The sequence below is a fragment of the Kribbella jiaozuonensis genome, from assembly GCF_005233875.1.
GTDB classification, from domain to species: Bacteria; Actinomycetota; Actinomycetes; order Propionibacteriales; family Kribbellaceae; genus Kribbella; species Kribbella jiaozuonensis.
The window spans coordinates 1,003,981-1,016,200 of record NZ_SZPZ01000004.1 but is presented as its reverse complement, the minus strand read 5'-3'; the positions used below and the strand labels follow the sequence as shown (position 1 = coordinate 1,016,200).

Below are 12,220 nucleotides of genomic sequence, written 5' to 3'. Positions count from 1 at the left end.
GTAAACATCGCCGGGTGAGATCAACCGCCCGCAGTCTCGCCACCGTCCTCCTCGCCCTCGTCACCCTGGCCTCCGGCATCGCGGTGCCGGCCGCGGCCGGTCCGCCGCGGACGAACGACTTCCGCGGCGTGAACTGGGCCGATCCGCGCGACAACTACGCCCACGACGAGGTGGTCCCGTCCGGCCTGAGTACGGCGGACGACTACCGGACGACGTACCGCAAGGCCACCGGGATCGTCGGCGAGTTCCGCAAGGAGCTCAAGGCGAACACGATCCGGCTGCCGATCAACCCGTCGAGCGTGGGTACGCCGTGGTGGAACTCGTACCGCGCGGCGATCGACGCGTCGGTCGCGAGCGGGGACAAGGTCATCCTCAGCTACTGGGAGGCCGACAACGCCAAGGACGGCCGGGTCGACGACCCGGCGAAGTACGCCGCGATGTGGGACACCGTCGTCAAGGCCTACAGCAAGAACCCGCACGTGTACTTCGAGCCGATGAACGAACCGTTCGGGTACTCGCTGACCGAGTGGGTGTCGCTGACGTCGGCGTGGATCGCCCGGCACCACGACGTACCGCGGAGCCGGATCGTGATCTCGGGCACCGGCTACAACGACAATGTGACCGGGGTCGGCGCGGCGCCCGAGCTGAAGGGCACGCTGCTGTCGCTGCACTTCTACGGCTTCTGGGCGTCCGACACCACGGAGGCCGCCTGGCTGGCGAACCTCCGGCCGCGGATCGGTTCGTACGGCTGGCGCACGATCATCGACGAGGCCGGCTCGCCGATGACGATCGGCCTGAACTACGGCAACCACGAGGGCAACGTCTACACGGCGTACCTCGGGGCGCTGACGCAGGTCGCCCATGAGCAGCAGATGGGCATCGTCTACTGGCCGGGCCTGCGTACCGGTGACTCGTACTCGATGACCACGCAGGTCGGCCCGAGAGACCTGCAGGTCAACAGCGAGAGTGGCCGCGACCAGCTGTGGTGGGGCTGGGGTCTGCTCAAGAAGGAGCCGACGAACACCCTGCCGCCTGCCCCGCCGGGTGAGCCTCTCCGTGGCGTCGCGAGCGGCCGGTGCGTCGACGTACCGGGCTTCTCGACCAGCCCTGGTACGGCGCTCGACCTGTGGGACTGCAACAACGGCGGCAACCAGTCCTGGAACCAGACCGCCACCGGCCAGCTCACTGTGTACGCCGACAAGTGCCTGACCGCCGGCGCCTCCGCAGCCACCATCGAGACCTGCACCGGCGCCGCCGACCAGACCTGGCAACTCAACGCCGACCAAACGGTCACGTCACCGGCCGGCTGTCTGACCGCCTCCGGCACGGACAACGGCTCCGCCGTCATCGTTGCCTCCTGCAACGGATCCGACAGCCAGAAGTGGACCCGCTCCTAGCCTGGCCTTCCGTTCGATTGACTGACCCCAGGTGGTGCCGGCCAGCAGGAGTACGGCGCCGAGCGCGGCGGTGATCGTCAAATGCTCGGAGCCGAGACCGATGCCGATGGCAACGGCCCAGATCGGCTCGGTGCCGAGCAGGAGGCTGGCCCGGCTGGCCGAGGTGCGCTGGACCGCCCACGTCTGCACCAGGAACGCGAAAACGCTGCAGAACAAGGCCAGATAGGCAAGCTGGAGCCAGCCCACGGCAGGGATCGCGGGAAGGTGCTGTATGGCGGGAGCCGCGAAGAGCGCCGTGCCGACGAGGGTCTGGACCGTGGTCAGTTGCAACGGCCGCACGCCAGTGGCAAGACGACCGACCAGCGCGACATGACCGGCTCGGACGACCGCGGCCGCGAGCATGAGCAGGTCGCCGATGCCGGGGGCGTGGAGTCCGTGGCTCGACATCAGCAAGCCGACTGCGCCGACGCAGATCGCGGCCGCGAGGTAGAACCGCGGCGGGAGTCGGCGACGATCCAGCATCGGGGTCAGGACGAGCGTGAGGCTGATGATCAGCCCGGCGTTGGCGGCGCTCGTGTGCGTGACGCCGTACGTCTCGAGGATCAGTACGGCGGCCTGCGTGAGGCCGAGGACGCCGCCGATGCGGAGTTCTCTGCGGCTGATCCGCCGTACGAAGATCAGCAAGGCGACCGCGGAGATGGCATAGCGAACGAAGAGGACGGTCAGCACCGGTGTGGATGCGGTCGCGGTCTTGGCGGCGAGGTAGCTCGAACCCCAGACGATGGCGAGCAGCAACAGGAGGAGATCGGTACGGCGGGAAGCGGGCACGACTCAACGGTGACCGGTCACGATGTTGAAGCCAAGTACCACCTTCTAAAGCAACCCTGTAGCACGCCTACAGTATTGGAATGAACGAACGACAGCTCCGAGTGCTGCGCGAAGTCGGCGAGCTCGGGAGCGTGACGGCCGCCGCGGACGCATTGCTGGTGACTCCTTCGGCGATCTCGCAGCAGCTCCGCCTGTTGCAGCGATCGATCCCGGTCCCGTTGACCGAGCGCGACGGCCGGCGGGTCGTGCTCACCGCGGCCGGTCGTGCGTTGGCCGGGGCGGCGGCGGACGTGGAGTCAGCGTTGGCGCGGGCCCGGCAAGTGGTGGACGACTTTGCCGAGCAGCCGGACGCGGTCGTGTCGGTTGCCGCGTTCCACAGCGCGGCCGCAGCGTTCTTTCCGGCGCTGTTGCGGGCAGGGGACGGGCCGCGGGTCAGCCTGCATGACGAGGATGTGCCGCAGGACGAGTTCCCACCGCTGACCCGCGAGTACGACGTCGTACTGGCGCATCGGCTGGATCATGCCGCGCCTTGGCCGCGCACGGTCGCGGTGACGCCGCTGCTGCACGAGCCGCTGGACGTCGCCGTACCGGTGGATCATCCGTTGGCGTCGAAGCGGTCGCTGTCACCGCGCGATGTAGCGGGCGAACCGTGGATCACCGTGCACGACGGGTTTCCGTTGATGGCGACGATCGAGGCGATCGGGGCAGCGGCCAACCAGCGGCTCGACCTGGTCCATCGTGTCAACGAATTCACCGTCGTCGCCGAGTTGGTTGCCGCCGGCGCCGGGTTGGCGCTGATCCCGCGCTGGACCGCACGGCCGCATCCGGGAATCGCGTTGCGTCCGATGCGGGGCGTGCACACGCGGCGGCACATCGACGCGCTGCATCGGCCGGAGCGGACAGCTCGGCGGGCGGTGCGGACGACACTCGCCAACCTCGAGACCGCGGCGGCGACGATTCGCCGGGAGGGCGCTTGATAACCTCCTGACAGTTCGCTGTCACCCCGCCCGGGGCAGTGGTTCCGGGTCGTGAGAGGGAGACATGTCGAGAACTACACGCGGCGTCGTGGCTGCGGTCGGGGTGCTGGGAGTGGTCGGCGTGATCACCGGACCGATGGCGGCGGCGCAGAACCGGCCACCCGGCGTACCGCGGGGCGAGATCGCGATTCCGGTGGCGCCGGAGTCGAACGTTGCGTCAAGCAACGGACCGCTACGGGAGCTTGCACCGGGCGGACCGTTCCACACAGCTCGTGCGGTCGTCGTGATGGTGTCGCGCGGTGCACGGACCACCGTTGGGCTGAAGGTGACCGGCGTCGAGCACTCGGCGGGTCGCAGCTTCGGCGCACACCTGCACATGGGGCCTTGCGTGGCAGGTGACGGCGCGGCTGCGGGTCCGCACTACAACGCCGACGTGGTCAACGGCCGCAAACCCGTGCGAGTCGACGCCGAGCACGAGGTGTGGCTCGACTTCACCGTCGGCGCGAGTGGCGCGGGTACGGCGTCAACCGTCGTACCGTTCGCGCCGAAGCCCGGCAACCGCTCGATCGTCATTCACGGGACCTCGGGTACCCGGCTCGCCTGCCTCCCGCTCAGCTGGGACTAAGCCGAGCCGCCGTTGCTCTTCAGCAGTTGGCCGTTGACCCATTGGCCGTTGGACGAGCACAGGAAGTCGACGAGGTGCGCGGTGTCCTGAGGAGTGCCCAGTCGGCCGAGCGGGGTCTGTTCGAGGCAGGCATCGCGGACCTCGTTGGTCATCCAGCCGGTGTCGATCGGGCCGGGGTTGACGACGTTCGCGGTCACGCCGAGCTCGGACAGCTCCTGCGCCGCCGCGAGCGTGATGCGGTCGAGCGCGCCCTTGCTCGCGCCGTACGGAAGGTTGTGGACGGTGTGGTCGCTGGTCAACGCGACGATGCGGCCGGTGCCGTACGCCCCGGTGAAGCGCTGGGCGAACTCGCGGATCAGTAGCCAGGTCGCGCGGGCGTTGACGGCGAAGTGCCGGTCGAAGCTCTCGACGGTCGTGTCGAGGATGCTGGAATCGACTGACTCGCAGTGGCACATCACCAACGCGGTGACGTTGCCGAGCTGCTCCTCGGCGGCCGCGAAGATCTGCTCGGGTGCCGCCGGGTCGACGAGGTCGGCCTCGATCGGCACCACGGTCGCGCCGAGCTCACTCAGCTCCTTGACGATCTCGTCGGTGGCCCCGGTCTGGACGCCCCACTGCATGCGGTCGTCGTACGCCGTCCAATAACTGAACGCGATGTCCCAGCCCGAGGCGGCCAGCTGACGGGCGATGCCGGCGCCGATACCGACAGTACGGCCGACTCCGGTAACAAGGACTACGGGCCGGGCTCCTGGCTCACTCATGCCGGCGATCCTGCTCGAACCTCCGCCCGGCCGGCAACTCGATTCTTCTAGCTGTTGTGCACGATGTGTGCGTCTGGACCCGGGAAGAACAGTGACTCGGTGTCGGTGTCGCTCCAGTGCACGAGGTACGGCGGTGCGCCGTCCGGATCGTGTACCTCGACGATCTTCCCCTCGCGCCGGTGTGCCATCAGATGGCTGGTCTCGACCACAACCTGGTCGCCTGCTGCCGCTTTCACCACACCCACCTCCTTCACCCTCAGCTTCGTCCTGCCGAGCGCCCGGCACCACCCCTCACCCGATGTTCGGCAGCGTGACGATGGCCGTCGTCCCTCCGGTGCTCGATGAAGTCAGCGTGATCGTGCCGTCGTGAGCCCGGGTGATCTCTCGAGCGATGGACAGCCCGAGACCGGAGCCGCCACTCGCACGGGACCGGCTGGTGTCGAGCCGTACGAAGCGTTCGAAGACCCGCAGGCGATCCGCCTCGGGGATCCCGTCGCCGTCGTCCTCGACCGTGATGATCGCCGACCCGTCCTTCTCGGCCGTCGTCAGGTGGACGCTGGTGTGGGCGGCACGGGCAGCGTTGTCGACGAGGTTCCGCAGTACCTGACTCAAGCGGGCCGGATCGCCGACCACGCGGACAGGGTGGACGTCCCCGGTCACCTTCAGCTCGGGCATCGAGCTTCGCAGCCGCTGGATCTCTGCCGCGACCAGATCATCCAGGTCCACGTCGGTCTGCCGCATCCGGATTCCGGTGTCGTCCGCCTTGGCGAGCAGCAGCAGATCCTCGACGAGCTGCCGCATCCGGTCGGTCTCGGTCCCCATCACCGCACGCAGTTCGCGCCACGCCTCGCCGGTGGTGTCCGCCTCGATGACCTCCAGCGCCGCGGTCAGCGTGGCCAACGGCGACCGCAGTTCGTGACTGGCATCCGCCACGAACGCCCGCTGCGTCGCCTGTCCGGTCTCGAGTCGGTCGAGCATCTCGTTCATCGTCACCGCGAGCCGGGCGATCTCGTCCCGGGTCGGCGGCACCGGGACCCGCTCGGTCAGGTCCCGGGTGCCGATGCCCTGCACCCGGGACCGGATCCGTTCCACCGGCCGCAGCGCCTGCCCGACCATCAGCCACCCGGCCACGCCGACCACGATCAACAACGCGGGAATCCCGATCACGAGGTACTTCGCAACCGTGGTGACCGTCTGCCGTTGCGTCTCCACCGACGACGCGACCACGACCGTGTACGTCTGCCCGTCGTACGACGCACCCTGAGCGACGATCAAGTAGTTGTGGTCGTCGTCGATCAGCGGCATCTCGCCGACCTCGGCCCGCATCAGCGCCCCCGACGGCGGGCGGAGATCAGTCATCGGGGTGTTGCCGACCCGGCTCGACGAGGCGGCGATGACCCGCCCGGCCGGATCCAGGACCTGGACCAGCTGGCTCGCGCGGGTCGTTTCGACGAGATCGCGCGCGAGGCCCGCCGTACCCTCCGTGCTGACCTGGCCGGCCACGTCGGCGACCCGGCCCTCAGCGGCGTCGGAGACCTCGGTGATCAGGGCCCGCTGCAGGAGTAGCAGCAACGCCGCGGCCCCGAGCATCATCGCGAGCGCGACCACGATCACGGCCGCAGCCGTCGAGCGGCTCCGCACACTCGCCTGCCGCAGCCCACCCGCGGTCCGGTACCACCCGTCGACCCGTCGTCGCACGACCGTGCTCACCCGGCAATCTTCGCAGGGAGGTCAGCCGCCCTCAGGATTGAGCCGGTATCCCATGCCCCGGATGGTCTCGATCGCGTGCCGGGCGAACGGGGTGTCGATCTTCTTCCGCAGGTACCGCACGTAGACCTCGACCACGTTCGGATCACCGTCGAACGCCGGGTCCCAGACCGCGGCCAGGATCTCGGTCTTGCTGACGGTGTCGCCGCGGTGCCGCATCAGGAACTCGAGCAGGCCGTACTCGCGGGGCGTGAGGGTGATCTCCCGTCCGTCCCGCTCGACCCGCCGCCGCGCCACGTCCAGCGTGAGGTCGCCGGCCATCAACACCACCGGCCGCTCCGGGCCGCCGCGCCGGATCAGGGCCCGCAACCGGGCGACCAGGACCAGGAAGCTGAACGGCTTGGTCAGATAGTCGTCCGCGCCGAGGTCGAACGCGTCGGTCTGGTCGTACTCGCCGTCCTTCGCGGTCAGCATCAGCACCGGCGTCCAGATCCCGCGCGCCCGCAGCAGCTCGAGTACGCGGTACCCGTTGAGCTTCGGCAGCATGATGTCCAGCACGATCACGTCGTAGCTGTGCTCGGTCGCCGCCCACACCGCGTTCTCGCCGTCGTGCACCATCTCCACGACGAACCCGGAGTCGGTCAGACCGCGGTGGACCGTGTCCGCCAGCCGCAGCTCGTCCTCGACCATCAGCACTCGCATTCACCCAGTGTCGCCGGTGTGCGCTGAGAATCCGCTGAGAGCCGGACAAACTTGACGCGATGAAGACGGGCCACCTAGCGTTGTCGAAGCGCTTCGACGACCCTCCGGGAGAGGCTGGCCACGATGAAGTTCAGCGACGGGTACTGGCAGCTCCGGGACGGACTGACCCGGCTGCGGCCGGCCGAGGTCGAGAGCGTGCAGGCCGGGGAGCGGGAGCTGACCGTGTTCGCGCCGGCCAAGCGGATCGAGCGGCGCGGTGACACGCTCAACCAGCCGATGTTCACGGTGACGTTCTCGTCGCCGTCGCGCGGGGTGATCGGGGTCCGGATCGCGCATCACCTCGGCGGCTTGCCCGCGCGGCCGTCGTACCAGCTGAACGTCGATGACGATCACCCGGTGAAGGTCGACGTCGATGCTGCCGAGGCGCGGCTGACGTCGGGTGAGTTGAGCGTGGTGGTCGCGCTCGAGGGGCCGTGGGACGTGCGGTTCGAGCAGGACGGTCGGCCGCTGACGAACTCGGGCGCGCGGAGCGTCGGTCTGGTAACCGATGCCGACGGCAAGCATTACGTCCACGAGCAGTTGGCGCTCGGTGTCGGCGAGACGATCTACGGCCTGGGCGAGCGGTTCGGCGCGTTCGTGAAGAACGGTCAGGTCGTCGACAGCTGGAACGCCGATGGCGGTACGTCGAGCGAGCAGGCGTACAAGAACGTGCCGTTCTACCTGAGCAGCAAGGGGTACGGCGTACTCGTCGACAGCCCGGCCCGCGTGTCGTTCGAGGTCGGCTCGGAGGTCACGTCGCGCAACCAGTTCAGCGTCGAGGGCCAGGAGCTCGGGTACTACGTCTTCGCCGGTCCGACCCCGAAGGACGTCCTGCGCCGCTATACCGCGCTGACCGGGCGGCCCGCGCGCGTGCCGGCCTGGTCGATGGGGCTGTGGCTGTCGACGTCGTTCACCACGGACTACACCGAGGAGACCACGAGCGGATTCGTGGACGGGATGGCCGAACGTGACCTGCCACTGAGCGTCTTCCATTTCGACTGCTTCTGGATGCGGCAGTTCCACTGGTGCGACTTCCTCTGGGACCCGGTCGCGTTCCCGGATCCGGAGGGTATGGTCCGGCGGCTGAAGGATCGTGGTCTGCGCGTCAGCCTGTGGATCAACCCGTACATCGCGCAGCGGTCGGTGTTGTTCGAGGAGGGCCGCCGGCTCGGCTATCTGGTCAAGCGACCGGACGGCTCGGTCTGGCAGTGGGACATGTGGCAGGCCGGTATGGCGATCGTTGACTTCACCAACCCGGACGCGACCGCGTGGTTCCGGTCGAAGCTGCAAGCCCTGGTAGATCTGGGCGTCGACTGCTTCAAGACCGACTTCGGCGAGCGCATCCCCACCGACGTCGTCTGGTACGACGGTTCCGATCCGGAGCGGATGCACAACTACTACGCGCAGCTCTACAACGCGGCCGTGTTCGGCCTGCTGGAGGAGAACCGGGGCGAGGGTGACGCCGTACTGTTCGCCCGCTCGGCGACGGCCGGCGGTCAGCAGTTCCCGGTGCACTGGGGTGGCGACTGCGAGTCGACGTTCGAGGCGATGGCAGAGTCGTTGCGGGGTGGGCTGTCGCTAGCTGCGTCGGGGTTCGGGTACTGGAGTCACGACATCGGCGGATTCGAAGGCCTGCCTGATCCGGCGATCTTCAAGCGCTGGGTGGCTTTCGGGCTGCTCTCGTCGCATTCGCGGTTGCACGGCTCGTCGTCGTACCGGGTGCCGTGGGCGTTCGACGAGGAGGCGGTCGACGTACTGCGGAAGTTCACGAAGCTGAAGCTGTCGTTGATGCCGTACCTGATGACGGCCGCGGCCGAGGCGCATCAGGACGGCGTGCCGATGATGCGCCCGATGGTGGTGGAGTTCCCCGACGATCCGGCGGCCGCCTATCCGGATCGTCAGTACATGCTGGGTCCCGATCTGCTGGTGGCGCCGGTGATGAGCTTCGACGGCGAGGTCTCGTTCTACCTGCCGCGTGGACGATGGACGTCCTTGCTGACCGAAGAGGTGTTGTCGGGTCCCGGGTGGGTGCAGCAGACGCATGGCTTCGACAGCTTGCCGTTCTTCGTGCGGGAGGGTGCCGTGATCCCGGTCGGGGCAGTCGACGATCGGCCGGAGTACGACTGGGCCAATGGGGTCGAACTGCGCTGGTTCGCGCCGAGCGACGGCCAGACGACCGTGGTCGAGTTGCCCGACGCGGACGGGGGAGTGGCTGCGGTGATCGAGCTGACCTTGCGCGATGGTGAGGCCGGGTCGCGTGTGGTCCAGGGTGTCTGCGAGCGCTACACCGTCAGGACGATCTCGTGACTCCTTGGTACGGCGGCGACTACAACCCCGAGCAGTGGGATCCGGCCGTCTGGCAGGAAGACCTCGAGCTGATGCAGCGGGCCGGCGTGAATCTGGTGACTGTCGGGGTGTTCTCATGGTCGTCGCTCGAACCGGCGCCGGGCGAGTACGAGTTCGGCTGGCTCGACCAGGTGCTGGATCTGCTGCATTCGGGCGGCATTCGGGTCGATCTGGCCACTCCGACGGCATCACCGCCGCCTTGGTTCAGCCGGCTTCATCCCGAGGCGTTGCCGGTCACCGCGGACGGCGTACGGCTCACGCATGGCAGCCGCGACACGTACTGCGCTTGCGCACCGGCCTACCGCGAGGCCGCGCAGGGGATCGCTCGCGCGCTGGCGGAGCGGTACCACGATCACCCGGCGTTGGCGATGTGGCACGTGCACAACGAGTACGGCACCACGTGTTACTGCTCGTTGGCCGCCGAACGGTTCCGCGAGTGGTTGCAGGAGCGGTACGGCACGCTCGATCGGCTGAACCAGGCCTGGACGACCGCGTTCTGGAGCCAGGGGTACGCCGATTGGGTGGACATCGAGCCGCCGCGCAAGACGCAGTACCTCGTGAATCCCACGCAATACCTGGACTTCCGGCGCTTCTGGTCGGACGAATTGCTGGCGGCTTACCGGGAGCAGAAGGCCGAACTGCGGAAGTTGTCGGCGTTGCCGATCACAACGAACTTCGTGTTCGGCGGTTGGGTCCCGGTGAACCATGCGCAGTGGGCGACGGAGGTCGATGTCGTTGCCATCGACCACTATCCGGATCGGGCCGACATCGGCGCCGAGGAGCAGACCGCGTTCGGTGCGGACCTGGCGCGGGGCTGGGCCGGCGGGAGGCCGTGGCTGCTGATGGAGCAGTCGGCCGGAGCGCTGAACCTAGGCCGCCGGCAGCACACGAAGGAGCCGGGGCGGATGGCACGGCACAGCCTGTCCCATATCGCGCGCGGCTCGCAGGGTGCTCTGTTCTTCCAGTGGCGGGCGTCGCGGGGTGGTGCGGAGATGTTCCACTCCGCGATGGTGCCGCACGCGGGTCCGGACAGCCGGATGTTCCGCGAGATCGAGGCGCTCGGATCCGAGCTGCCGAAGCTGGCTGACGTTGCCGAGAGCAATGTTGAGGCCGAGGTCGCGATCCTGTGGGACGTCGAGTGCTGGTGGGCGACGCAAGGCACTCACCTTCCCTCATCATCGTTGGACTACCTGGAGGCGGTCCGGTCAGCGCATCGGCACTTCTGGCGTGCGGGCTGCACGGTCGACTTCGCAGCTCCGGACGCCGATCTCTCGTCTTATCGCCAAGTAGTTGCCCCATCGCTCTACCTCAGCTCCGACGAGGCAGTGACGAACCTTGCTGCTTATGTGGAAAACGGCGGGCAGTTGGTGGTCGGTTACTTCAGCGGGGTGGTCGATCCTGACCTGAGGGTTCGGTATCCCGGCGCGTTCACGGAGCTGCTCGGCGTACGGGTCGAGGAGTTCCATCCGCTGCCGGACAACGGCGAGATCGTGCTGGAGTCCGGCGGCCGCGGACGTCTGTGGAGCGAGGACGTCCAGGCGGTGTCGGCCGAGGTCGTCGATCGGTACGTCGGGGGAGTGCTCGACGGCAGGCCCGCGATCACCCGCCGCCAGGTCGGAGCGGGTACGGCGTTCTACGTATCGACCGAGCTGGACGACGCGACCGCGGCACGGCTGTTCGGCCTGCAGCCGTCACCGCTGGAGACGGTACGAAGGCAGTCCGGCGACACCACGTGGACGTTCCTGTTCAACCACGGTGACGCGGAGGTCGCCGTACCGGATGAGGGCGAGCTGGTTATCGGTCGGCTGCCGGTTCCGCCGGGCGGCTATGCGGTGGTGCGGAGCTCCCGCGGGCGGTGAGCGTCGGCGGGAGGAGAGTCAGGTCGGGCGCTTCGCCGCCCTCGAGTTTGGTGATCAGCGATTCGACCGCCTGAGCGCCGATCTGCTCGGCCGGGATGGTCACCGACGTCAGCTGCGGGACCTGGCGTTCGGCGACGTCGTCCGCGCAGATCGCCACCAGCGACATGTCCTCGGGCACGCGGCGGCCGAGCCGGCGCAGTACGTCGAGGAGCGGTCCGATGATCGGCTCGTTCTGTACGACGAGGCCGGTGATGTCCGGGTGGTCCTCGAGCAGCTGCTCGACCGTCTGCAGGACCGCGTCGAACGTGTGCTCACAGGGCGTCTCGACCCCTAGAACGCCGCGTCGTTCAGCCGCCTCGGTGAAGCCGGTCAGCGTTCGTTGGGCGAACCCCGTTTGGCGCTCGTACACGGCCGACGGCGTACCGAGCAGAGCGAGCGATCGATGGCCGAGGTCGGCGAGCTCATCGACGCATTGAGCGCCCGCGGCAACGAAGTCGAGGTCGATGCAGGTCAGCCCGTCGGCGTCGTCCGGGTAGCCGATCAGCACGGACGGCATCGGCAGCTCGCGCAGTACCGGCACCCGCTCGTCCTGCAGCTCGACGTCCATCACGATCAGTGCATCCACCAGCGAGCTCTGCGCGACCCGCTCCAGCCCGTCAGGTCCTTCGTCCGCGGTCACCAGAAGTACGTCGTGATCGAACCGGCGAGCCGTGGTCACGACAGCGGCCGCGAACTGCATCATCACCGGGACGTGCATGCCGGTGCGGAGCGGGATGACCAGGGCGAGCACGTTCGACCGGTGACTGGCCAGCGCGCGGGCGCTCGCGTTCGGCCGGTACCCGAGCTCTTGGACGCTGCGCTGCACCCGCTCGCGGGTGTCGGTCGAGATCGTCCGCTTCCCGCTGAGCACATAGGACACAGTGCTGACCGCGACCCCGGCGTGCCGGGCGACGTCCGCGATCGTGACCATTCCCCAGTT

11 protein-coding genes are annotated in these 12,220 nt (G+C 68.3%); 5 read left to right on the top strand and 6 right to left on the bottom strand.

What is annotated here, in order from left to right; translation table 11 throughout:
* Positions 1 to 14 precede the first annotated feature (14 nt).
* The gene (locus tag FDA38_RS30830; RefSeq protein WP_137257605.1) at positions 15 to 1,397 is read left to right on the top strand and encodes a ricin-type beta-trefoil lectin domain protein; all 1,383 of its coding nucleotides are present in this window, start codon (positions 15 to 17) and stop codon (positions 1,395 to 1,397) included.
* Here FDA38_RS30830 and FDA38_RS30825 read toward each other — a convergent pair.
* Positions 1,296 to 2,225: a DMT family transporter gene (locus FDA38_RS30825; RefSeq protein WP_137257604.1), complete on the bottom strand. Its 930-nt coding sequence runs from the start codon at positions 2,223 to 2,225 to the stop codon at positions 1,296 to 1,298. The two genes, FDA38_RS30830 and FDA38_RS30825, sit on opposite strands and share 102 nt — an antisense overlap.
* 80 nt (positions 2,226 to 2,305) lie before the next feature.
* Here FDA38_RS30825 and FDA38_RS30820 point away from each other — a divergent pair, with 80 nt between their 5' ends.
* Positions 2,306 to 3,202 carry a LysR family transcriptional regulator gene (locus FDA38_RS30820; RefSeq protein ID WP_137257603.1) on the top strand — a complete coding sequence of 299 codons (897 nt, stop codon included), beginning with the start codon at positions 2,306 to 2,308 and terminating at the stop codon, positions 3,200 to 3,202.
* Between the two features lie 64 nt (positions 3,203 to 3,266).
* Positions 3,267 to 3,827, top strand: coding sequence for a superoxide dismutase family protein (locus tag FDA38_RS30815; protein ID WP_137257602.1), 561 nt, complete (start codon positions 3,267 to 3,269; stop codon positions 3,825 to 3,827).
* Here the strand turns inward: FDA38_RS30815 and FDA38_RS30810 are convergent.
* The 4 genes from FDA38_RS30810 to FDA38_RS30795 form a co-directional block, all read right to left on the bottom strand.
* The gene (locus tag FDA38_RS30810; RefSeq protein WP_137257601.1) at positions 3,824 to 4,588 is read right to left on the bottom strand and encodes an SDR family oxidoreductase; all 765 of its coding nucleotides are present in this window, start codon (positions 4,586 to 4,588) and stop codon (positions 3,824 to 3,826) included. The genes FDA38_RS30815 and FDA38_RS30810 overlap by 4 nt on opposite strands.
* A gap of 47 nt (positions 4,589 to 4,635) precedes the next feature.
* Positions 4,636 to 4,824, bottom strand: a complete 189-nt coding sequence (locus FDA38_RS30805) for a DUF1918 domain-containing protein (RefSeq protein ID WP_137257600.1) — start codon at positions 4,822 to 4,824, stop codon at positions 4,636 to 4,638.
* A 55-nt stretch (positions 4,825 to 4,879) separates the two neighbouring features.
* Positions 4,880 to 5,704, bottom strand: a complete 825-nt coding sequence (locus FDA38_RS43715) for a sensor histidine kinase (RefSeq protein ID WP_407657418.1) — start codon at positions 5,702 to 5,704, stop codon at positions 4,880 to 4,882.
* Between the two features lie 615 nt (positions 5,705 to 6,319).
* Positions 6,320 to 6,997 carry a response regulator transcription factor gene (locus FDA38_RS30795; RefSeq protein WP_137257598.1) on the bottom strand — a complete coding sequence of 226 codons (678 nt, stop codon included), beginning with the start codon at positions 6,995 to 6,997 and terminating at the stop codon, positions 6,320 to 6,322.
* Positions 6,998 to 7,120: 123 nt separating this feature from the next.
* Here FDA38_RS30795 and yicI point away from each other — a divergent pair, with 123 nt between their 5' ends.
* Both yicI and FDA38_RS30785 read left to right on the top strand, forming a co-directional pair.
* Positions 7,121 to 9,343 (top strand): alpha-xylosidase, encoded by a 2,223-nt coding sequence (yicI, locus tag FDA38_RS30790; RefSeq protein ID WP_137257597.1) that lies wholly within the window; start codon positions 7,121 to 7,123, stop codon positions 9,341 to 9,343.
* Positions 9,340 to 11,241: a beta-galactosidase gene (locus FDA38_RS30785; protein ID WP_233715018.1), complete on the top strand. Its 1,902-nt coding sequence runs from the start codon at positions 9,340 to 9,342 to the stop codon at positions 11,239 to 11,241. The genes yicI and FDA38_RS30785 overlap by 4 nt, the downstream gene beginning before the upstream one ends.
* Here the strand turns inward: FDA38_RS30785 and FDA38_RS30780 are convergent.
* Positions 11,177 to 12,211, bottom strand: coding sequence for a LacI family DNA-binding transcriptional regulator (locus FDA38_RS30780; RefSeq protein ID WP_137257596.1), 1,035 nt, complete (start codon positions 12,209 to 12,211; stop codon positions 11,177 to 11,179). The two genes, FDA38_RS30785 and FDA38_RS30780, sit on opposite strands and share 65 nt — an antisense overlap.
* Positions 12,212 to 12,220: the final 9 nt, after the last annotated feature.

Coding starts and splice junctions, on each gene's coding strand:
- FDA38_RS30815 (WP_137257602.1), top strand. CDS start 3,267: ATGTCGAGAACTACACGCGGCGTCGTGGCTGCGGTCGGGGTGCTGGGA.
- FDA38_RS30810 (WP_137257601.1), bottom strand. CDS start 4,588: ATGAGTGAGCCAGGAGCCCGGCCCGTAGTCCTTGTTACCGGAGTCGGC.
- FDA38_RS30780 (WP_137257596.1), bottom strand. CDS start 12,211: ATGGTCACGATCGCGGACGTCGCCCGGCACGCCGGGGTCGCGGTCAGC.
- yicI (WP_137257597.1), top strand. CDS start 7,121: ATGAAGTTCAGCGACGGGTACTGGCAGCTCCGGGACGGACTGACCCGG.
- FDA38_RS43715 (WP_407657418.1), bottom strand. CDS start 5,704: ATGGTCGGGCAGGCGCTGCGGCCGGTGGAACGGATCCGGTCCCGGGTG.
- FDA38_RS30820 (WP_137257603.1), top strand. CDS start 2,306: ATGAACGAACGACAGCTCCGAGTGCTGCGCGAAGTCGGCGAGCTCGGG.
- FDA38_RS30795 (WP_137257598.1), bottom strand. CDS start 6,997: ATGCGAGTGCTGATGGTCGAGGACGAGCTGCGGCTGGCGGACACGGTC.